Origin of the sequence: Shewanella sp. SR44-4, assembly GCF_014163715.1 — a bacterium.
Lineage (GTDB): Bacteria > Pseudomonadota > Gammaproteobacteria > Enterobacterales > Shewanellaceae > Shewanella.
Genome location: NZ_JACJDU010000004.1, coordinates 127,364 through 150,514, shown reverse-complemented (window position 1 = coordinate 150,514; position 23,151 = coordinate 127,364). Strand labels below are relative to the sequence as shown.

General features: G+C 41.1%; 18 protein-coding genes. 8 read left to right on the top strand and 10 right to left on the bottom strand.

What is annotated here, in order from left to right; translation table 11 throughout:
• Nucleotides 1-70: 70 nt before the first annotated feature.
• A complete protein-coding gene (locus tag H5125_RS03660) occupies nt 71-1,519 on the top strand; it encodes an OmpA family protein (protein ID WP_182743564.1) in 1,449 nt (482 codons plus the stop codon).
• 352 nt (nt 1,520-1,871) lie between these two features.
• Here H5125_RS03660 and H5125_RS03655 read toward each other — a convergent pair whose 3' ends face one another.
• From H5125_RS03655 to H5125_RS03645, 3 genes are all read right to left on the bottom strand, one after another.
• Nucleotides 1,872-2,264, bottom strand: coding sequence for a hypothetical protein (locus H5125_RS03655; RefSeq protein ID WP_182743563.1), 393 nt, complete (start codon nt 2,262-2,264; stop codon nt 1,872-1,874).
• Nucleotides 2,264-3,853, bottom strand: a complete 1,590-nt coding sequence (locus H5125_RS03650) for a S41 family peptidase (protein WP_182743562.1) — start codon at nt 3,851-3,853, stop codon at nt 2,264-2,266. The genes H5125_RS03655 and H5125_RS03650 overlap by 1 nt, the downstream gene beginning before the upstream one ends.
• 825 nt (nt 3,854-4,678) lie before the next feature.
• Nucleotides 4,679-5,122 (bottom strand): DUF2057 family protein, encoded by a 444-nt coding sequence (locus tag H5125_RS03645; RefSeq protein ID WP_157822782.1) that lies wholly within the window; start codon nt 5,120-5,122, stop codon nt 4,679-4,681.
• Nucleotides 5,123-5,729: 607 nt separating this feature from the next.
• On the opposite strand from H5125_RS03645, the gene H5125_RS03640 reads away from it, so the two are divergent.
• Nucleotides 5,730-9,164 (top strand): PAS domain S-box protein, encoded by a 3,435-nt coding sequence (locus tag H5125_RS03640; protein WP_182743561.1) that lies wholly within the window; start codon nt 5,730-5,732, stop codon nt 9,162-9,164.
• A 126-nt stretch (nt 9,165-9,290) separates the two neighbouring features.
• On the opposite strand, the gene pyrC is transcribed toward H5125_RS03640, so the two are convergent.
• Nucleotides 9,291-10,328 (bottom strand): dihydroorotase, encoded by a 1,038-nt coding sequence (pyrC, locus tag H5125_RS03635; RefSeq protein WP_101086150.1) that lies wholly within the window; start codon nt 10,326-10,328, stop codon nt 9,291-9,293.
• Between the two features lie 218 nt (nt 10,329-10,546).
• Here pyrC and H5125_RS03630 point away from each other — a divergent pair, with 218 nt between their 5' ends.
• From H5125_RS03630 to H5125_RS22330, 5 genes are all read left to right on the top strand, one after another.
• On the top strand, nt 10,547-11,551 hold the full coding sequence (locus H5125_RS03630; protein ID WP_242445108.1) for a WD40 repeat domain-containing protein: 1,005 nt from the start codon (nt 10,547-10,549) through the stop codon (nt 11,549-11,551).
• 350 nt (nt 11,552-11,901) lie between these two features.
• On the top strand, nt 11,902-12,183 hold the full coding sequence (locus tag H5125_RS03625) for a DUF134 domain-containing protein (RefSeq protein WP_059747677.1): 282 nt from the start codon (nt 11,902-11,904) through the stop codon (nt 12,181-12,183).
• A 45-nt stretch (nt 12,184-12,228) separates the two neighbouring features.
• Complete coding sequence (locus H5125_RS03620; RefSeq protein WP_182743560.1) at nt 12,229-12,672, top strand: transcriptional repressor; 444 nt, start codon at nt 12,229-12,231, stop codon at nt 12,670-12,672.
• A gap of 39 nt (nt 12,673-12,711) precedes the next feature.
• Entirely contained in the window at nt 12,712-14,421 is a 1,710-nt protein-coding gene (locus H5125_RS03615) for an FAD-dependent oxidoreductase (protein WP_182743559.1), read from the top strand.
• Nucleotides 14,422-14,483: 62 nt separating this feature from the next.
• On the top strand, nt 14,484-14,912 hold the full coding sequence (locus H5125_RS22330) for a PaaI family thioesterase (protein ID WP_182743558.1): 429 nt from the start codon (nt 14,484-14,486) through the stop codon (nt 14,910-14,912).
• A gap of 124 nt (nt 14,913-15,036) precedes the next feature.
• Here H5125_RS22330 and lysS read toward each other — a convergent pair whose 3' ends face one another.
• From lysS to H5125_RS03580, 6 genes are all read right to left on the bottom strand, one after another.
• Complete coding sequence (gene lysS, locus H5125_RS03605; RefSeq protein ID WP_182743557.1) at nt 15,037-16,539, bottom strand: lysine--tRNA ligase; 1,503 nt, start codon at nt 16,537-16,539, stop codon at nt 15,037-15,039.
• A gap of 54 nt (nt 16,540-16,593) precedes the next feature.
• Nucleotides 16,594-17,692, bottom strand: a protein-coding gene (gene prfB, locus H5125_RS03600) for a peptide chain release factor 2 (protein ID WP_162022282.1) whose coding sequence is annotated in 2 segments (ribosomal slippage) — nt 16,594-17,616 and nt 17,618-17,692 — 1,098 coding nt in all. Because the reading frame shifts where the segments join, the coding sequence is not laid out codon by codon here.
• A gap of 299 nt (nt 17,693-17,991) precedes the next feature.
• On the bottom strand, nt 17,992-19,656 hold the full coding sequence (locus tag H5125_RS03595; RefSeq protein WP_182743556.1) for a methyl-accepting chemotaxis protein: 1,665 nt from the start codon (nt 19,654-19,656) through the stop codon (nt 17,992-17,994).
• 140 nt (nt 19,657-19,796) lie between these two features.
• Nucleotides 19,797-20,948, bottom strand: a complete 1,152-nt coding sequence (gene chrA / locus H5125_RS03590) for a chromate efflux transporter (protein WP_101086157.1) — start codon at nt 20,946-20,948, stop codon at nt 19,797-19,799.
• Nucleotides 20,949-21,126: 178 nt separating this feature from the next.
• Nucleotides 21,127-22,260 (bottom strand): 23S rRNA (uracil(747)-C(5))-methyltransferase RlmC, encoded by a 1,134-nt coding sequence (rlmC, locus tag H5125_RS03585; protein WP_101086158.1) that lies wholly within the window; start codon nt 22,258-22,260, stop codon nt 21,127-21,129.
• Nucleotides 22,250-22,741: a MarR family winged helix-turn-helix transcriptional regulator gene (locus H5125_RS03580; RefSeq protein WP_101086159.1), complete on the bottom strand. Its 492-nt coding sequence runs from the start codon at nt 22,739-22,741 to the stop codon at nt 22,250-22,252. Before H5125_RS03580 ends, rlmC begins: the two co-directional genes overlap by 11 nt.
• 163 nt (nt 22,742-22,904) lie before the next feature.
• Between H5125_RS03580 and H5125_RS03575 the strand changes: the two genes are divergently transcribed.
• Nucleotides 22,905-23,099, top strand: a complete 195-nt coding sequence (locus tag H5125_RS03575; RefSeq protein ID WP_101086160.1) for a cytoplasmic protein — start codon at nt 22,905-22,907, stop codon at nt 23,097-23,099.
• The last annotated feature ends 52 nt before the right edge of the window (nt 23,100-23,151 follow it).

The following is a 23,151-nucleotide window of genomic DNA, read 5'->3' as shown; positions in this document are numbered from 1 at the left end:
TGTTTGAATATCTTATGATCACTTAATGTTATTTCACAAAATATTGGATACCACACAACAGGGAGTTGATATGTTAAAACCCGTACTTATGTCATTGGCCGTTACTATTGCAGTGATGCCAGCGATGAATGCCTATTCGGCAACATCACAAGAATTATTTTCTGAGCCTAAAGAGGTAAAAGAAACAAAAAATGAATTAAGGCACTTCACGCCTGTGCAATTGATCACGGCAATTGACGATAAAAATATTCAATCAAAAGAAGTGAAAGGTAAACTGATTAGGACCAACTATGAATTGCCGCCGTCTTATACGCCAGCTCATTTAATCAATAACTATAAAAATCAACTCAAGGCATTAAATGCCAATATCCTCTTTGAATGCGAGCAAGCAAGTTGTGGTAGTGAGGAGAATTTAGGCAAATTTATAAAACCGCTATATACAATTTCAAAAAGTTCACCCTCGTTAATTACTGCTTATATCACCCTTCCTAAAAAACAAGTATATGTGTCCATATATGCGGCTGCCTGGCAGCGCGCCACCAACGTAGAGATCGATATTATAGAAGTGATGGATGAACCATTAGATTTGGTGACCACTAACCAGAGCTATTTATCACAAGAAGTGAGTGAAATAGCAGTAACTGACAACAGCAATAAAGATGAAAAAAACTCTGCCGATCATCCAATGTTGACTCGTATACCAGGTGCTTATATTGATGAATATACCACCCATAGTTTTGGACAAATCGCCGTATTAATAGGCAAAAACGGCAAAAAATTTGAGACTAAGATGTTAGACGGAAAAATAACCGATATTGGCTATAACTTACCTCGCACTTATTCTGAATACGAGATTAATGCTAATTACCAAAACGCGTTAACTAAGCTTGGCTTTAACGAAGTTTATGCTTGTACAGGTGAGCAATGTGGGCGAAAAACAGAAATGTATAATGCTTTAAAATTACTGATGTCCAATGGTCGTGACGACAGTCAATTTTATCGATTGTATAAGTTAGATCGGCCCGAGGGAAATGTTTACGTAATGGTGTATGTGATTGGCTTTGTTGGCAATCTCGCTGCTGAAATCAGAATCATTGAAGAAACCACATTAAACAATAACCGTGTGGGAATTGATTTACAGGGCTTAACCGACGAGATAGCCAAAACGGGCCATGTGGCACTAGACGGTTTGTTGTTTAAATATGATAGCGATGAATTACTGCCAGAAGCTTATCCGATTGTTGAAGTGGTAGCTCAATACCTACAAACACACCCTAAACAGCTGTTTTATGTTGTAGGACACTCAGACGACCAGGGCTCGCAAGCTTATAACCAAACCTTGTCAGAAAAACGCGCGACTGCAATTAAAACCCGTTTGATCAAACAGTTCTCTATTTCTGCACAACAAGTTGAAGCCAAAGGGGTTGGTGAGTACTCGCCTATTGCCAATAATCTTGATGAAGCGGGCCAGAAACAAAACCGCCGCGTTGAGTTAGTGATACGTTCAGATAATAAATAACCTCTGCTACAGATAATAGATAATAGATAATTATCTCACTGGAGAAGTAATCATAGAAAGGCAGCCTAGGCTACCTTTCTATTCACTAAGAATATTTTACTTACCAGACACAAGGTTAATACGTAGTCTGTATTTAGTCCTGAATTTAGTTCTTAACTCTTAACTCTTAACTCTTAACTCATTATTGTGATTAACGCTGAAGCGTTAATCACAATAATATCCATCAGATTGACAATAAAACTCCGGTAATAAACCAGCAATATTCCAGTAGTACCAATGATAATATTTCGTCATTGGTACTACTGAGTCCAAGCCTGAATTAACAGGTAACTACGCCATAAGTTAGCCAGTGTTACTCGGCCCGGCAGGTGGTTATTTGCAGTATTCTACGTTGGCCACTTTTGGCATGCTCAAGCAAGCAAGTATCAGTTTGCATAAATAATTGCACACTCTCTGGCATCTCGGTAGAGCGACCCATTAATAAACGACCATTAGTGTCTTTGTGCATTGCAGGTTCAATAGACAAGACACTGGTGTCTGTAAACGCGCTTTGAGCAATCATCACATGGTCTGTATTCAACAAACTGGCAATAGCCGCTTGTAATTCATCCACACTGGCACTATTTGGCGACGTGATTAGCGCAGGAACCGCACTATCGTTTCCGGCCGTTGAAGTGCCACACCCCATAAAAGCCGTGGAAAACATCACTACAGCGATAAGTAAACCAGAAGATAAACGGGACATTACATGGCTCCTGTCGACATTATCCGATTATTTTTAAGCAATGCTGAGTGACGGTCATCTTTCAACATAAAGCCTTTATCCATCATTGTTGGGGCCGCTGACACTTTAGCCGCTGATGAAGTCAGCGCTGGACACTGGTTATTATCACGGTAATACAATGCGGCGCTTAAGAGTCGCTCATTGGTATCACCAAGCGCATGGTTTAAATCATCGCTTAGCGCACAACCTTTAATCTCACTGTCGAGTGTTGGACTTGTAGTGGGTACAAAACCATCTGAATAATCACCAAAACCTTTATCGTTCACACCTTTAAATTGAATGCTAAAGTAAGTGGTGCCGCAGTTTGGTGTTGGGTAAAACCCATAAGGCTTTCCGCACGTTGTGCCACCAATTTGAATCACTTCAATATCAATACCACGCAGACTATTCATCAATGCTTCACTGGCCGAGCATGTATCTGCTGTTGTTAATACATAAAGCCGCTTAAGGTTTAGTGAAGGCAGTGTAATCCCTGCACGCAGCAACCCAGTATTAAAGCCTATTGTTTCCGGAATAAACGGCGTTGGTTCGAGTATTGCTCTAGTTACTGGGTCAATAGTTCGATATTTATCATTAAAACTGGTTCGTTCAAAAATGCGATTATTGGTCGCAGTATCACCTGCTATCATGTAGCCCAACTGACTCGCTAAGGCGAGTAAACCGCCACCGTTGTAGCGTAAATCTAAGACTAAATCTTCTACATCCGCTTCGCTTAACGTGGTAATGGCATCAAACAACCCTCGCTCAGCAGTCGCAATATGAGAATTAAATTGTAAGTATCCAATCTTGCCGCTTGCGGTTTGGATCACTTGGGTATTTTGCACCGGGGTAGAGATAACGGTGGTGGCCGACAATATGACATTGCGATCGACAATGGCATTGAGATCTCGCACGGTAAATGTCGTTTGTTTGCCACTTTGAGTTGGGAATAACCCTGCATTTAATGTATCTATGCTTGCACTATCGTCAGCATTCGCCACATTGACGCCATCTACAGCAACAATAATAGCGCCGCGATTTATTCCCGCGGCCACTGCCGGTGAATTAGGTTCGCTATAAGTAATGGTGACCTGACGTGTTACCCCCGCAGATGCATTGCGAAGTGACAGGTTAAATCCGTAACCGAATGATGCGCCAGATTGATTTAATTGCTCCCATTCATCAGTCGGCATTGAGAAATGAAACTTATCTTTTACATTACCGGTTTCAGACAGCTCATCTGTGATTAATAAATCAAAGTATTGCGCTACGGTATAAGGAGCTGGATCGCGATCGAAAATTTCATCATACCAAAGGTAAGTGTCGTTACTCCATGAGCGAAGCCAAAGCTTTTCGGTGAGTTCAGATCCTGTTTGATCGGCCTGACACTGCAATGCGACATCCGCGTATGGAGTAAATTGGCCCTTGGTCCAAGTAATGCTACTGGTGTCTGTCACCGGAGGTGTGACATTATTACTGGCTGACTCGCTTCCCCCACCACTGCAACCTGCAACGGTTAAACTGGCGGCAACCAATAACGGAGTGATAGCTTTCCTAAAAAGTAACTGCATTAATATTCCTTTATTTTACTTTATGTTAGTCATTTTCATTACAAATAACTGCTCTAGAATGCAACAGTATATTAACGCAAATGATTTACTAAAATACAGAGAATGATCAATAAATGAATTGATTATCGCGCCGCGAGTTCATCTTACAAGAACCAATGCTTTGCTTACCAACGATATTGCTTAAGGACTGCTTTGGTAAGTTGTGTTCATCGTAGGATGAACACAAAAAAATAAACTCCATTTTTAGATGCCATAATAGCCCATATTTATCAATAATTTACGATATAATCCATTGATAAAAGTCATTGACTCGGTATCTATTATTTAAAGCAAACACTCATGAGCAATAAGCGTTGGGCAGCTGTATTCTACAACTCAATACCCCAGAAAAATGGCAAATATGTTCGACAACATAGTATAAAAGCTAGTTGGCGTGTTGAAAATTTGAATGGAGGAAACTAAATGCACATTAATGATGAAACTGAATCTACTATTTTCAATAAATATCTAAAAACACGACAAAAACTATAAATCAACCTATAGATATCATTAACAAAATAATCCAAAAAAACATTAATCGACAACATTAATCGACAATATCAACTCAATAATATCAACTCAATAAAATTACTGAGCTGAAGTTATCAAAAAAAATAAATTAACAAATAAACTAACAATTAGAAAGATTATTACTTAAATTAATATTTACACAATAACGAGTTATAGAATCGGCGATATAGAATCCGTATTACGAGAGTAGCAGTGTCTTAAAATAATTTTTAGCAAGCCGCTTCTGATGATAAGACTTGCTAACCACTTTTAAACTTACCTCAACACTAATTGAGTTAATAACTGCGACTGAGTCAATAATGCGACACTTTTGTGTTGTTGACCATTAATACTCAGCGTGACTTGTGGGTTATCTAAAAAATCACGAGCAGCTTCTGCACTATAAATATCAGGTGTAGCAAGCTCATAACGTTGATTTTCAGCAACTTCTAATGTGAGGTACAAGGATTCAGAACGTACCCAATGGCCTGAATCATCAGCATTATCTTGAAATAAGTCGCGATAGTTAATTTCAACCAATTGTTGCCCGCGGCTAAGTCCAATCGTATTTTTTATACTGACGTTCTGACCATTCACGGTTTCAACTATCATTGAGTCCGGTACTGTAATACTCGATGCTTGAGCTGGCATGCCAAATAATAGCGTTAAGCCTACGGTGGTTGAGGTGAGTAACATTTTTACAGAAAATGAAGTCGTCATAATAATATTCATCCATATTTCATACTTAACGATTAAGTATGTTGGTATTAATGTAAAAGACCTCGATATATACAAATAAATTTCAACTTTTTATATTAAAGATGACTTAATACAAATTAGTGTCACTCGTTAAGCTTTATCTTATTGTATTATTGATAGTTAGCATTTTATAAATGTAATCGGCTTTATAATGCATAGCCCCGAAATGAATTAACACACGCCAATGACAGATCATTCGACAGAAACTCAAGCTATTGAATAGCTGAATAATCGTTCAATATTCAGCCATTCATCCTTAGATAAGTCATCACTCTATCGTTTTAGCTAGATTGCGTTTTTTGCCCTACATTTACAGCCGATAAAAATGAAGCGCGGTGTTTCACAGAACTCATCAACAGATGAAGATTTAGTACACAAAAATACCGTTTAACGACTAAACTTGATCATGCCATTTATTTGAACCTTTGCTCAGACTTCAATGGTCACAGGCGTTAGATATTAATGGTAAAAATCTTATTAACGTAATGATAAAAATAGTTTATTTTTTATTATTATCAGATTTGAACTACAGTAAAAGAAGGCAATGCTCTTTTTATGCGGGGAAAGAATGGATAGTTTTTTCAGTTTGATGAGCAACACCGTATTGTTACTGGCACTTGTCGTTATTTATGATGCCATAAAATTACAAAAGATAGCCCCCAAGAAATATGGAAATGTCTTGAGTGGGGTTTTTATCGGAATGATTGCAATTTGTGTCATGAATAATCCTTGGGAGTTAAGGCCGGGGATATTTTTTGATACTCGCTGGGTACTGTTAAGTTTAAGTGGGCTATTTTTTGGTTTTATCCCGACATTGATTGCCGCGTTACTCGCTGCTTGTTTCCGTATTTATCAAGGCGGCGCCGGTTTATACGTTGGAACCTTAATTATTATTATCAGCTCTGCCATTGGGTTAGGCTGGCGATACTGGATGAAGTCTGCAAACAAACAACCCAATTGGCAAAACTTACTGGCCATGGGGTTTGTGGTGGAGATTGGCATTTTGCTGTGTTTATTACTCATGCCGGTGGTAGATAAATACGACATTATTCTCACAATTGGTCCGACATTATTAACGGTATATACATGTGGCACCATGCTAGTGGGGTTATTGCTAAAACAGCATCAACAAAGGCAACAAATATATCAAGAGTTACATCATCACAAAAGCCTCCTCGAAACCGAGAAAAACCTGTTACAAAGCATTATTGATGGCATTCCCGATATCATTTTTTACAAATCGGTCGACGGGATTTATTTAGGTTGTAACAAGGCATTCTCTGAAGCGTTACACCTTAAACCCGAGGATATTAAGCATCAGACAGACTATGACTTATTTGATCGTCAGCAGGCAGACAGCTTTATCAAGGCCGATCGCTTTGTATTACGAGAAAACCAGCCATGGATGAATGAAGAATGGGTCACAACCCCCGATGGTATCGCCCATATTTTTAAAACCCATAAAACGCCTTTTACTAATTTGTCAGGGGAAATTGAAGGGATTGTGGGCGTAAGTCGAGATATGGCCGACCGAAAACTCATTGAAGAACAGTTACGCCGCAGTGAAAGTACTTATCGTAATATTATCAGTACCGCGCAAGATGGCTTTGTTATTGTGTCGGTGGACGGCAAAATAATTGAGTCGAATCAGAGTTTCGCTAACATGACCGGTTATACTCTCGACGAGCTGAGCAATAAACCGATTGGAGAGATCGAAACCAGTGAAAAACACCAGTATTCTACTCAAAATGTCATTAAAGTTAAGCAAACAAAGTCTATTAATTACACCTCTCAACACCGACATAAGTTAGGTCATTTGTTTCATGTTGAGGTGAGCATCAGCTTTTGGGATGGTGATGATGGGATGTTATTCTGCTTTGTTAAAGATATTTCACAGCGCATTAATGCCGAACAAAAACTGCTTCTGAGTGAATCTAAGTTTAGACATATTTTCGAACAAATACCCTCAATTTCGGTCCAAGGTTATGATAAAAACCGTTCGGTCATTTTTTGGAACCAAGCCAGTGAAAAGCTTTATGGATATACCAAAGAGCAAGCATTAGGGAAGCAATTAGAAGACCTCATTATTCCCCCTCCTTACCGAGAACATGTGATCAATAACGTCAATGCATGGATTAATGATGGGGTTCCTATTCTCGCTGAAGAATTACTCCTGCAACGTGCAGATGGTAGTAATGTAGCGGTTTATTCATCCCATACGTTAATCAACAATACCGATAATGAAGCAGAAATGTACTGCATCGATATCGATTTAAGCGCCCAAAAAAAGGCTGAAGAACAAGCTCTTACATTGTCACAAGCAATAGAACAAAGCCCAATATCAATGATATTAACTAATATCGACAGCAAAATTGAATATGTGAATAGTGCCTTTGAAAAAATTTCTGGCTACGCCGCGAGTGAAGTCATTGGCCAATCGGCCAGCATGCTAAAGTCGGGATTAACCCCAAAATCACTTTATAAAGAATTATGGAATGCTATTTCTACCGGACATGCATGGCAAGGCGAGCTGCAAAACAAAAAGAAAAACGGCGATATTTTTTGGGAACATGCTCATATTGCACCTATTTTTGATAACGCTGGCGTCACTAAACACTATCTAGCCCTAAAACAAGATGTCACTCAATACAAACAACAAGAAGAAAAAATTCTTCATCAAGCCCATTACGATAGCTTAACAGGCCTGCCTAATAGACTACTGTCACTTGATAGATTGTCGCAAATGCTTAAAGACGCCCATCGAGCCAAAAATAATGTGGCAGTATTGTTTATTGATTTAGACGATTTTAAAAAGGTTAATGACACCATGGGTCACTCTGTTGGTGATGAACTGTTGATCCAAGCGGCGGTTCGGTTAAAAAATACCATTAGAGAAAGTGATGTTGTGGGTAGGTTGGGAGGTGATGAATTTATCATTATATTGAGCAATATTAATGAACCCACTGAAGTTGAAATTATTGCCCGTAAGCTACTCGAGCAATTTTACCAGCCTTTTAGGCTCGAAAATCGTGAGCTAGTGTCAACCATCAGTATTGGTATTGCCCTTTACCCGCTAGATAGTGAAGACCCCAAAGAATTGCTAAGACAAGCAGATTCAGCCATGTACCATTCAAAGGATCGCGGCAGAAATACCTATAATTTCTATACACATCAAATGAACCACGATATGAATCGGCGCTTGAAAGTTGAAGAGCAATTACGCAGTGCATTGAAGCAAAAAGAGCTCGAGGTTTACTTTCAACCTTTTGTAGATATCAAGAACCGCAAAATTATCGGCGCGGAAGCCCTTTTACGCTGGAATAATGCTTTGCTCGGTCAAGTCACTCCTGATGAGTTTATCCCTATTGCTGAACAAACGGGACTCATTGTCACAATCGGTCAATATGTTATCGAGGTTGCATTTGCTACAGCCAAAAAATGGCAACAAACCTATAATCCTCATTTTAAAATTGCCATTAACGTGTCCCCAAAACAATTCAGGGAAAATACCTTTGTTGATATGCTTAATATCCAGCTAGATAAACATCAGATTAATCCTAGCACTATTGAACTGGAAATCACCGAAGGAGTCTTACTCAGTGGCGACGCCGTCATCGACAGTAACTTGATATCCATTAACAACATTGGTGTCAGTATCTCAATGGACGATTTTGGTACCGGATATTCGTCGCTCAGTTACCTGCGCAGTTACCCATTCAATACCTTAAAAGTAGATAAAAGCTTTATTAACGATATAACCGTCGATCCGGGCGATCTAGAACTTGTTGGTGCGGCAATCGCTATGGGGCATGGGCTCAATTTAACGGTCGTGGCAGAAGGCGTTGAAACAGAAGAGCAGTATCATCTGCTTAATGCATTGAAATGTGATTACGGCCAAGGTTACTTATTTAGTAAACCATTACCCCAAGCAGCATTTGAAGCACTTTTACAGGCGCAGGCAACAAATGAAACAGCCAATAAGAGATCTTTAATAAGACGCTGATCAAAATGCCTGTCAGCAAACTGACAGGCATTAATAAATCTATTTGGTTATTAAACTATTTCTACTTAGCTACCCGTGATAAAAACAGCATGCTGCGTTAATTACCTAGATAACTTAGTGATTAACTTAAGCCGTTTTCACTTTCCAATTCACTTTTTGTCCTGCAAAAAATGGCACGATAGGATTGCCGTTTGGCAGAATAATCTCTTCTGGTACCGTCCATTCTTGCTTCACTAGCGTCACAGTGCCGCTGTTGCGTGGTAAGCCATAAAAGTCTGCGCCATGTAAGCTGGCAAAACCTTCTAACTTATCTAATGCCCCTAAGTTATCAAATACTTGTGCATAGAGTTCTAATGCACTCCAGGCACTGTAACAACCTGCGCAGCCACAGGCTGACTCTTTGCGGTGTTTTTCATGCGGGGCAGAATCAGTACCTAAAAAGAATTTACTTGAGCCTGTCGCCACAGCAGCTTGCAATGCATGCTGGTGAATGTTGCGTTTTAATACGGGTAAGCAAAAGTTATGCGGACGAACACCACCGACGAGTAAATCATTACGATTTAACAATAAATGCTGTGGGGTAATGGTTGCAGCAACATTAGCTGAAGCCTCTGCGACAAACTCAGCCGCTTCTTTAGTGGTGATATGTTCAAACACCACTTTAAGGCTAGGAATGGCTTCGACAATGCGCGATAAATAGCGATCGATAAACATCTTTTCGCGATCAAAAATATCAATATGCGATTCTGTTACTTCACCATGTACTAATAACAACATGCCTTGTTGCGCCATAACCTCAAATATCGGAAACAACTCATCCAAGGCTTTAACTGCTGCATCTGAATTTGTGGTCGCACCTGCTGGGTATAACTTTCCAGCCACTACCCCTGCCGCTTTGGCATCGATAATATCTTGAGCGCTGGTATTATTAGTTAAAAATAGCGTCATTAACGGCTGAAAACTACTTCCGGCTGGGCGCGCCGCCAAGATACGATCTCGATAAGCTAAAGCCATTGTAGCGGTCGTTACTGGTGGGACTAAATTAGGCATCACAATCGCGCGTTGAAACAGTCTAGCCGTTGCAGGAACCGTTTCACCTAGCATATCCCCATCTCGAAAATGAAGATGCCAATCATCGGGAGTGGTTAAGGTAATTTGCGTCATGTGGGTTCCTTGGCTTAAATAACAGATTGTTAGCCGTTATTGTGCCTGAATTCACTTTTTCTTAATAGATGCATAATTTGAACGCTGACTTTGCTATAGCAAAAAGTCATGCCATTTATAGTAAATATTTCACGATTCATGCAGTTGCGAGCCCATAAAACCGGCGGTAACGCTCTATGCTATTATGTTGAAAGCATCTTTTTATAGAGGGAATTAAATTGTTAGCTAATGCCGGATTTAGATTACAGATAAGTGTGCACCTTATTAGCGTCATCACGATAATGATGGCTGTCTCTGGCTGCAATCAAGCTGAGGTGATGAAAACCCCCGATAATATTCAACCACTCGTACAAGAAACGCTAATTGATGGCGTATTGTCTAACGATGCCAGTATGGCTGTCACATTAGGCAGAAGCCGTACATTATCGATTTGGGATGTGGCAACAAGCCAACTATTACGCCAATGGTCTGACGATGACTTTGATGAAACCAATTATCTGCTGGCGTTGTCTGGTAACAAACAATTCCTTGCGACGGCTGGCAAACAAAAAATATCCGTTTTTAACCTTGAGACAGGCAAATTAGATATACGTTGGCCCGCCCACGGATTTAATCCCGATGCCAGCATTTCGAGCCTTTTTCTGAGCCAAACAGGCAGCACTATTTTGGTGGGGATGAATGATGGTTCAATCACAGTGATACAACGAAGTAGCATGACAATGTCATTGTTTAAACAACACAGCGCCGCCGTTAATCATGTTGAGCTATCAGGCTTTGAACAACAGGTTTTATCGACAGGACTTGATGGTGATGTCCATATTTGGGCTGCTTATAGCGGTGAGTTGATCAGCAGTTTCTCACGTCCTCAACAAATCACCAGCGTGAGTTTTGATGACGCTAATCGGCGCTTATTTATTGCCGATGCACTCGATAACAATGTCATTATCGATACCCAAACAACGCAGCCAGTAAGTCATCTAGATTACCTTGAGCGCTATCGCTATTTTCGGCAGGCGTTATTCGTCAATCACGGCAAAAACTTAATTACCGCAACGTCAAAACAAAGTGTTATCTATTGGGATGCTTCATCAGGAAAAGAGCTTTCTCATTGGGATATCACCGCCTATAACACTGGCACTACGGTATTTTCAATGGTGATCAAACCTAATGGTAAGCTATTGACCTTAAGCTCAGATGGCGCACTTGAGACCTGGAGCTTATAAGTTTATCTCCACCAGAGATAATAAAAAATCATAACAGCGTTATTTGATTTGCATTGTTCGTGTGATTGACTGGCAATTGGCACCTCATAGATACAGGCACTGTTGGGCGTATCACTGGTAATCAATAATCTCTCGGATAGTAACCGTATGAATCAATAGCATCACTAAACAGTCACTAACAATTCCAAAGCCAGCTGGATTTAGCACGGTGATAAAATCAGTATCGTTGAATAGTCAGTTTTATGGGCTAGATCAAAGATCTGTTTGTATCTCATACTCAATAAAGAATAGAGCTTGCATGTGTGAACTACATTCAGTATATATAGCATATGCTACAAACGAGGTGTTACATGGCAAGACCTAAAATCCCCCGAACTATATGCGGCCAAGCTGCCAACATCTGTTTTAAGCCCAATGGTATTCCGATGACGCAGTTAGAACAGGTACCACTTGCAGAGGATGAAATGGAGGCTTTACGCTTAGTTGATTTACTGGGGATGCAACAACAAGAAGCAGCTAAATCAATGAATATTTCTCGTCAAACGTTGGCGAACTTGGTTAAAGGAGCTAGGCATAAGGTGGTTGATAGTCTTATTAATGGCAAAGCGTTGATGACAAATAATATCAGCTGAAGATTAAACACAGTTAACACGTATCGACGTGTTTAGGTCAATCTAATGCAAGCAGTATTGAAAGAATCTGGTCTCAAAATAACCACTCAAAGGTGTAAGTTACTTGAGTTTCTTACTCAAACCGATGAACAGCATTTAACGGTAGAAAATATCTATCAAGGGTTAAATGCACAGGGAGAGACCATTAGCCTTCATACTGTAGACCGAATTATGGCGCATTTTGAACAAGCAGGCCTCGTCGTAGGCCGATTATTTGAATCTAAAAATACTGTTTATGAGCTCAGTAATAAACCACGTCATGATCATCTAATTTGCTTAACCTGTGGCAAGTTAATCGATTTTATCGACCCCTTAATTGAGCTTCGCTTAGGATTAGCGGCAGAACATCACGGCATGAGTATTCACCACCACAGCCTCAATATGTACGGTCACTGCTTTGCTTGCCAAAAAGCACTTAATAGCAAATCAGAAAACAAAAAGTCTGATTGATAGTCGCTAGGTTAATCGTTAATTTTATTGGAGAATAGCATGACCAAAATAGTCATTATTGGTGGTGTTGCTGGTGGTGCATCGGCAGCAGCAAGAGCAAAACGCGTATCTGAAGCCGCTGAAATAATCATCCTTGAAAGGGGCGAATTTGTTTCATTTGCCAACTGTGGTTTGCCTTACCATATTAGTGGTGAAATTGAATCCCGAGACGCACTATTACTGCAAACACCCGAAAGCTTTAAGTCGCGTTTTAATGTCGATGTACGGGTACATAATGAAGTCGTGGCGATTGATAGACAAGCCAAGCAATTAACCGTACGTAACCTTATGACCAATGAAATGTATCAAGAGTCATATGAAAAGCTATTACTCAGCCCCGGTGCATCACCAATAAAACCACCCATTAGCGGCAACAATAACCATTTCGTCCATAGCCTGCGTAATATTCCTGATATGGATAAAATCCTGTCGAATCTTCTACTGCATAAACCTAAACATGCCACGGTAGTAGGCGGTGGGTTTATTGGCTTAGAAATGGTAGAAGCGCTGCGCCACCTTGGGTTAGACGTCACCTTACTCGAACTAGCAGACCAAGTGATGGGGCCTGTTGATCTTGAAATGGCCAACATGCTGCATCAAAAGCTCGTCGATAATGGCGTTGATTTACGCTTAAAAACCGGCTTAACCGCTGTTGATGAATACCCGATACAACTGGCTGAAGCCGATAATACCGGTGATTATGATAAGCCAATATTACCTCACTACCATCTGCAACTAGCATTGAGTGATAACAACACCTTAGCAACCGATTTAGTCATCCTCGCCATTGGTGTTAAACCTGAGACCAGCTTGGCGTCTGAGTGCGGTTTAGTATTAGGCCCACTCGGTGGTATTCGGGTTGACGAAGGCATGCGAACCTCCGATGCAGATATTTATGCTGTGGGCGATGCCATCGAAACCGCCGATTTTGTCACTGGTAATCCGACACTCATCCCCCTTGCGGGCCCTGCCAACCGCCAAGGACGATTAGCTGCCGATAACATGCTTGGTGGTGATAAAAAATATCGTGCCACTCAAGGCACAGCTATTTGTAAGTTGTTTGATATGGCCATTGCTTCAACAGGATTAAATGAGAAAAGTTTACTCAAGCAAAATATCCCATTTGAAAAAATCTATGTCCACACAGCAAGCCACGCCAGCTATTATCCTGGGGCTCACCCTATTAGCTTAAAGCTATTGTTCAGCCCTAGTTCAGGCCGTATTTTAGGCGCGCAGGCAGCAGGGATTGACGGCGTTGATAAACGTATGGACGTATTAGCCGTGGCGCAACGCGCTGGTATGACGGTGCATGACTTAGCCGATCTTGAACTCACATACGCGCCTCCATTTGGTTCTGCAAGAGATGTGGTCAATCAAGCAGGTATGGTCGCAGCCAATGTATTATTAGGTGATGAAGCCATATGTCACAGTCAAGATTTACACGCTTTGACCGCAGAACAAATCATTGTCGATGTTCGAAACACTGGAGAACTCACGGCCGTGGGATCAATTGCAGGCGCAATGAATATTCCACTGCCAGAGCTTCGAGACCGACTAAACGAACTCCCTAAAGACAAAGAGTTACTGGTATTTTGCCAGGTGGGTTTACGCGGTCATGTCGCTTATCGCATGTTAATACAGCATGGTTTTAAAGTGCGTAACCTCACTGGTGGTTATAAAACCTATCAAATGGTTAATGCGCGCTTTTAGTCTATAACAGGCTTTAGGGGAACCTTAAAGCCATCTATAACAATGAACAAACAAGGTCTTGTGTGAACCATTATCAAGATTGTAAACAAAGCCACAGTCAATGTGTTGTCTGTGGCGACGCTAAACAAAATCCATTGTCGTTACAGTGTAAATTTTTTGCTGACGGTGATAACCAAGTTGTCGGTTATCATAAAGTGAGTCCGCAGCTTCAAGGCTACAACAGCTTCTTGCATGGCGGCGTTGCCAGTGCCTTAGTCGATGCGGCGATGACTCATTGTTTGCTGATGCAAGGTATTAAGGCCTTAACCGCCGAAATGACCATCCGCTTTATTGCCCCCATAAAGGTTGGTGATGCCATCAAAATTGTCGGTCGATTGGTGAGCCAACGTTTAGGGATGTACCAATTAGAAGCTACGCTCTTTGTTAATAATAAAGCTTTCGTGACAGCATCGGCAAAGTTTATCCAACCTAAAAGTGGCGTCATCGGCTAGCGTTTTTTGCAAGCAGCAAATTAACCAGTACGAGACAAATTTCCAGTTAATTTTAGTCAAAAAAAACCAGCCCGAAAGCTGGTTTTGATTATTCCTCAGTGTCAGCTACTGCCAACCTATGCCATTACGCTTGTGGGCGCATCGCTGGGAATAAAATCACGTCACGAATAGTATGCGTGTTAGTGAATAGCATCACTAAACGGTCGATACCAATACCTTGACCTGCTGTTGGTGGTAAACCGTGCTCTAGTGCTGTGATGTAGTCAGCGTCATAGAACATTGCTTCGTCATCGCCTGCATCTTTAGCATCAACTTGCGCTTTAAAGCGGTTGTCTTGATCTTCAGCATCGTTGAGCTCACTAAAGCCGTTAGCCACTTCGCGGCCACCGATAAAGAACTCAAAACGATCGGTAATGAAGTCATTGTTATCATTACGACGCGCCAAAGGTGAAATATCCGCTGGGTAGCCAGTAATGAACGTAGGTTGCATTAACTTAGTTTCAGCCGTTTCACCGAAAATTTCTTCAAGTAACTGACCACAGGTCCAGAATTTCTCTAACTTGATGCCTAGGCTCGATGCTAAGTCGCGCATAAACTCTACGTCTTTAACTTGCTCGTAGGTCATAGCTTGAATAGTCGCATTGTCAGGATTGTATTTCTGAATCGCTTCTAACATGCTTAAACGAGCATAAGCGCCACCAAACTCAACAGTTTCTTCACCATACGGCATGCTAGTACTGCCTAATAATTCTTGAGCAATTGACCCCAGCATTTCTTCGGTTAAGTCCATTAGGTCTTTGTAATCAGCATATGCCATATAGAATTCCATCATGGTGAATTCTGGATTATGACGTGGTGACAAACCTTCGTTACGGAAGTTACGGTTAATTTCGAACACACGCTCAAAACCACCAACCACTAAACGCTTAAGGTATAGCTCAGGCGCGATACGTAAGTACATCGCCATGTCTAATGCATTATGATGAGTCACAAATGGACGTGCTGAAGCGCCACCAGGAATAACGTGCATCATTGGGGTTTCAACTTCCATGAACTCTTTTTTGATCATGAAGTTACGAATAGCAGAAACCACTTTAGAACGCATAATAAAGGCATTACGTGAGTCTTCGTTAACAATCAAGTCAACATAGCGCTGGCGGTAGCGAGTTTCTTGGTCGGTTAAACCATGGAATTTTTCAGGTAACGGACGCAATGCTTTGGTCAGTAACTGATATTCTTCCATATTAACGTACAAGTCGCCTTTGCCAGATAAATGCAGCTGACCTTTAACACCGATAATGTCACCGATGTCTAAACCTTGATAACGCTCTTTCAAGTCGCCTTGTACTGGCTTACCAGCATAAGCTTGAATACGGCCAGACACGTCTTGAATTACTAAAAACGGACCACGCTTGGCCATAACACGGCCAGCAATACTGGTTTGAAAAGCTAACTCTTCTAGCGCTTCTTTGGTTTGCTCGCCATATTGAGCCTGTAACTCAGCCGCTTTATGACTACGCTGCCATGTATTTGGATGAGCATTCGCAGGACAGTTGGTGCGGATGTGGTCTAATTTAGCGCGACGTTCAGCAATCAGTTTGTTTTCATCTTGTACGTGTTCAGTCATATTATATTCTCGCGTTTACTCGCCACACTTACATGGCGGAAAAAGTTAATTTAATTAAAGTCCTGATTTTAGGCTGGCTTCAATAAACTTATCTAAATCACCATCCAGCACAGTTTGAGTGTTGCGGTTCTCAACCCCTGTACGTAAATCTTTGATACGGGCGTCATCTAATACGTATGAACGAATTTGACTGCCCCAGCCGATATCTGATTTTGCATCTTCAGCAGCTTGTTTATCGGCATTTTGTTTATGCATTTCTAACTCGTACAACTTCGCCTTTAATTGCTTAAAAGCAGAGTCACGGTTTTTATGTTGCGAGCGATCGTTTTGACATTGCACCACAGTGTTGGTTGGTAAATGTGTAATACGTATCGCAGAATCGGTTTTGTTTACGTGCTGACCACCCGCGCCAGAAGCACGATAAGTGTCGATACGTAAATCTGATGGATTGATATCGATTTCAATATCATCATCAATTTCAGGGTAAACGAAAACAGAACAGAAAGAAGTATGACGTTTACCTGATGAATCAAATGGCGATTTACGTACTAAACGGTGCACACCCGTCTCTGTTCGCATCCAACCAAAAGCGTACTCACCAGTGAACTTAATCGTAGCACCTTTAATACCTGCCACATCGCCGTCGGTCACTTCCATTAACTCTGGGCTATAACCATGCGCGTCACCCCAGCGTAAATACATGCGCAGAACCATGTTGGCCCAGTCTTGTGCTTCGGTGCCGCCTGAACCAGATTGAATATCAAGATAACAGTTTGAAGCATCACTCTTACCTGAAAACATGCGGCGGAATTCGAGATCAGCCAGACGAGTGTCTAACTCCTCAAGTTCTGCGGCAGCATCATTAAAGGTTTCTTCGTCATCTTCTTCAATGGCAAGCTCAAGTAACCCTTGGATGTCTTCTAGACCCGTGTCCATATCATCAATAGTTTTGACCACAACCACTAACGCAGCACGCTCTTTACCTAATGCTTGAGCACGTTCAGGCTCATTCCACACTTCAGGGCTTTCGAGCTCGCGACTGACTTCTTCTAAACGCTCACTTTTGGCAGCGTAGTCAAAGATACCCCCGAAGTAACTCAGTACGTTCGGCTAGCTCTTTAATTTTGAATTTTACCGGATTAACTTCAAACATGAATATTCAACTTAAATTTGGCGGTTAACAAAAGGTGCAACGGCGCATTTTACCCCATGATAGGCACTAAACCTAGACCGGAAGGCCGATTATTAATAAACAAATGACGAATATATTTCATCAAATCAACATCTGGAAAAACACTTACCCATGAATGAATAGAATAAATGGACCGCTTATAATGTTAAAGTTTGCTTCAACAAATATAGGTTCAAATTTAGGCTCTGGTGTAGATTAAAAATTGGACTAAAAAAAATGAACCGCTTCGGGTTCATTTTTAATTACCTACCAAGTAAACATTATATTTTAAATTGACCCACTAATTCCGCTAACGTCTGACCATCATCAGCAACGGTTTTACTCATACCGGACGCATCTTGACTAGCCACCAATAACGTATTAACAATCTCTTGCACTGAATTGATATTGCGATTGATTTCTTCGGTCACTGAGCTTTGTTCAGTAGCCGCTGTGGCAATTTGAGTACTCATGTCATTAATGCTGGTTACTGATGATGTCACGGCACCTAAACTTTCAGAAATCGCTCTAGAAGACTCCACCGAACTCAAACAACTCACCTGGCTTTCTTCCATAGTTTGTACCGTTTGAGTCACTAGCTTATTCAGTTCTGCCAGCATTTCATTAATTTCAACCGTACTGGCTTGGGTTCGACTAGCCAAGTTTCTCACTTCATCAGCAACAACCGCAAAACCCCGACCTTGCTCGCCCGCTCGGGCTGCTTCGATTGCCGCATTGAGTGCCAGTAAATTAGTTTGGTCGGCAATCCCACCTATCACACTCAGCACTGAATTAATTTTCTTAGATTGTTCACTTAATGATTTGACGTTGGCCGCAGCGTTGTCAATTTGGTTCATTAAATTAGACACTTCCGTTAATGAGGTATCGACACAATCTTGCGCTTTCGTGACGTTATCAGAGGCAGCATGCGTGGCTTCAGCTACCATATTAGTATTGTGGGCTACGTCATGCGCCGTCGCCGACATTTCGGTGATTGCGGTGACAATTTGGTCAATTTCATTATTGTGATTGTAGAGTTGCTCTGTCATTGACACTGTTTGGCCACTGATACTTTGAGCCGCATGCTTAACCCTGTCGGTCGCACCAGCCACATCACCCATAATATGTTGTAATTTGTCGATGAACAGATTGAATGCGCTGCCTAATTGGCCAATCTCATCCTCACTGGTGATATCTAAACGTTTGGTTAAATCACCTTCACCTTTAGCGATATCATTAAGCGATGACGCCATATTTTGAATTGGCACCACCATTTTATGGGCCATCACTACCACGCCAAAAGCAGTAATCCCCGTAAGACCTAAAGCAATTAATAGAAACATTAATGCTTTTTGATTCATCTCTTCAGTTTTATAAGTTTCATAACCGCCAATAGACTCTTCAATATCATCAATATAAGCGCCCGAGCCTAACATCCAATTGGTATTAGGGATCATTACTGCGAAACCGAGTTTTTCAACAAGCTGCTCGCTACCCGGTTTCTTGAAGTAAAAGGAAAAATTACCCGCACCCGATTTAGCCGCATCTAATAGCCCAACAATAATCTTGGTGCCATTAGGATCGGTCATATCGATTTTATTTTGCCCTTCAAGTTCAGGCATAGTCGCATGAAAAATATTGACGCCGGCATCATCATACATAAAAAAATACCCTGCACTGCCAAAACGTAAATCTCTTAATGCATCATTCACGCTGCCTTTATCACCCAGAGCCAACTGGTATTCGATAACCCCTTGGGCAATTTGAACCGATTCTTTTAGTTGATTTTTACGTTCTGAAATTAACTCACTGCGAAAATTATCAACATCTTTTTTCAGCGATGAGCCTTCATTAACATAAAAAATACTCAGTAGTACGACGAGGATTAACGAAAGCGGAATTAGCGATAACCCCAGTAGTTTATTGCGTAGGGAAGATCTCAACATAGTGGCCAGCCTTTTGAAGGTCTTTTAAGGTAATAGTCTATCAATATAATAGTCTATTTATTATAGATGGTTAAGCTAACAAACTATTGCAACTCAATAAAGTGAGACCTATCGCAAAGTCATCCAATATAATAACCTTTTTACAACATTGTCAATCCACTGCCCATTGCTGCAAATCCTATTACCAACCATACAAGACCGGGCTTAAAGACTTTTAATATACTAAAACCAATGATCACTAATGCCATGTCTAGCGGCATGATCACCGCACTAGTAAACACAGGTTGATAAAGTGCTGAAAGCAATAAACCAACAACGGCTGCATTTACCCCCGCTAACGCACCGGCTATGGCAGGATGTTGGCTAATAGAATGCCAACTTTTTAAGCCCACCAGCATCAATAAAAAACCTGGAAGGAAAATAGCTAACGTCGCCACTAACGCACCCAAAATAGGAGATTCTAACCATAAATCTGCCCCTAAAAAGGTTGCTAAGGTAAACATAGGGCCAGGAATGGCTTGCGCAAGTGCATAGCCAGTTAAAAATCGATCTGGGGTAATGTATTCACCGACACTGGTTTCAAGCAAGGGCAATACCACATGCCCACCGCCAAATACTAAACTGCCCACTTGGAAGAATTGCGCAAAAATCTGTCCAAGACTGTCAGGTTGATTGATCAAATATAAAGATGCTGCGATGCCTATAATAAATAACGCTAACCAAGCATAATTAAGCTCGATAGCAGGTGTGTCTGGCGTAATACGCTCACCCCGAGTCATCAACATGACTCCAACAATAGCGGCCACAACTAGTACGCCAATTTGCATTAATAATGAAGGCATTAATATGACAGCAACGGCGGTGGCAGCCATGAGTATTTTAGCGGTTTTTCGTTGACAGAATTGATTGAACATTGACAAAGTCGCATCCGCTACGACCACCACTGCCAGTAGCTTTAAGCCATGAATAGCCCCCTCTACGGCCGTTATCTCCAACCATTGAGCACTGGTCACAGCAAATAAAAACATCAGTAAAAAAGACGGCAAGGTAAAACCTAAAAAGGCGGCTAATCCGCCCAATAAACCACCTCGGTGATATCCAATTGCAAACCCTATCTGGCTTGAGCCTGGCCCAGGCATAAACTGACTCAGGGCGATAAAACTTGAATATTGTTTACCGTCTAGCCATTGTAAGTCGTCAACAAATGCTTTTCTAAAATAGCCTATGTGAGCCGCAGGGCCACCGAAACTGATTAACCCTAACGCTAAAAAGCGACTGAAAATTTGCCACATCGTCCTAGTACCTTTTTTATGTTAATAAACAATGTTATGACATTGAGATGACATTTTTATGATGACAATATATACCACAACCTAACAGCTACCTTTGTTCGATATAACCTATAATTTAGCGACACCAAACGAGTACTTAATTTCGATTATAAAACACCTTAATTGATAGCAAAGACTATTACAGCTGTTCTAGCATAACCAGTACTTCAAAATGATCGGTATGAGGAAACATATCAAACATTTGAACTTTGGTGATTTGATAACCCGTAATGCACTCTAAATCGCTCATTAAGGTGTGTGGATTACAACTAGAGTACACGATTGCTTTAGGCGCAAACTCACTCAATAAATCGCATAATGATTTGCCTAATCCACGCCGAGGTGGATTGACAATAATAAGATCCGGTTTATCTTGAGCAGATTGTCCTTTAGCAAAATGAGTTGAATCGAGTGCACTAAAATCCACTTGCGTAAGCCCTAGTTTGGTTGCTGACAAGATGGCACATTCTATTGCTTCAGATTCGATCTCAATTCCAGTTAAACGGGTATTGCTGTTAGCGCAATGAAGCCCAAATCCACCGACACCACAAAATAAGTCCCAAATATAGTTCGGTTTGAATTCAGTAACCCACTCCCTCGCTATTTGATACAACTGGGCGGCAACCTCCGGATTAGTTTGAAAAAAGCTTTTTGGCCGTATGAACAACGGTACATTATTAAGTTGTTCTTCTAATCGTGTTGTTTCCGTTAAAAATATTTCCCTTTCGCCTTCTAGAATAGCCATGTGGATTGGCTGAATATTGGCCGAGACTAAGGTGATTTCGGGAAACTCTTGTAATAATTGGGGTAATTCTCGTTCAATTCTCACGATGGCTTGGTCACTACGTAATACAAAACGCAGCATAAACTGGCCACTACTTTGGCTGCGAGTCAATAAAATAAATTTTAGCTCGCCTTTGCTTTTATCGACCCGATAAGGCGGTATACCAGCTTGCTGCACAAATCGTTCTAAACGGTGTAACAATAATTGCATATCTTTAGGGTATAACGAGCAGTCACATAAACTGACCGGCTCCCCTTTAGGATTAACCAAACCTAAAATAGGTTTGTGAGCTGCACCTAAAACGACCATTTTGGCTTTATTACGAAAACCTGATTCTGCGCTTAATATTGGCGCTAACCATTGTTTAACTGAGATGCCGCGAAACAAATCGGTTAATTGTTGTTGCTTTACACTCACTTGCTCAACCATAGGTAGTTGAATATTGCGGCATGACAGACAATCGCCACGCTCAAAATAATCACATTTCACAGCTGCTCGCCTCTCCGGAATTTAACATGGTAAATGCTTGATCACACAGTTGCTTTAATTGTTGTAAGTTTTCAATAGTGCCACCTACTTTACAACGCATCTGTTCAGGAATACTCAACGCTTGCTGATGTAATTGCTGGCCTTGCTCAGTAACATGTAACACCCGCACGCGTTCATCTAACTCACTGCGACCACGGCTCACTAAGCCCTTGCCTTCTAAACGCTTTAGCAAGGGCGTTAACGTTCCAGAATCTAGATGTAATTTTTCACCTAAGGTTTTAACACTAATCCCCGGCTCTTTCCAAAGTACCATCATCACTAAATACTGAGGATAAGTCAGCGATAACTCATCTAATAATGGTCGATATGCGCGGATCATCGCATTAGTCGCACTATACAATGAAAAACACACTTGATTTTCAAGTGCTAGCGGGTTTTGCGCTGAAGGTAATTGAGACTCAGTAAGCGCTTTATTAGACATAGGCTTCACTCCACTAACCAATAATATGAGTTAATTATAACATTGGTTGTGCGCAACCTATAATCAAAAAAAGCTCAACGAATGCTTTTTAGCAAAAATGTGTCAAGCATTTTGATTTTCAGCCGATATACTATTACCATCCGACTTTATATTAAGGTTAACCATGTCAATTAGTGTTAATTCACCGTCTTCAATGCCAACAACGATTGATTCTGGCAGCAGCTTAAAAGTGGCCGTAATGGCTAAAGAACAGCAAAAGATTGAAGGTCAAATGGCATTGCAGCTCATTGAAGCAGCGCAACCACCTGCGCCGCAGCCCGTTGGCAACAGTGGTCACAATGTTAATACCACGGCGTAAATGCTTATAGCCCTAGAGAATCTGTTCCTAGGGTTAATCATGCCATCACAAC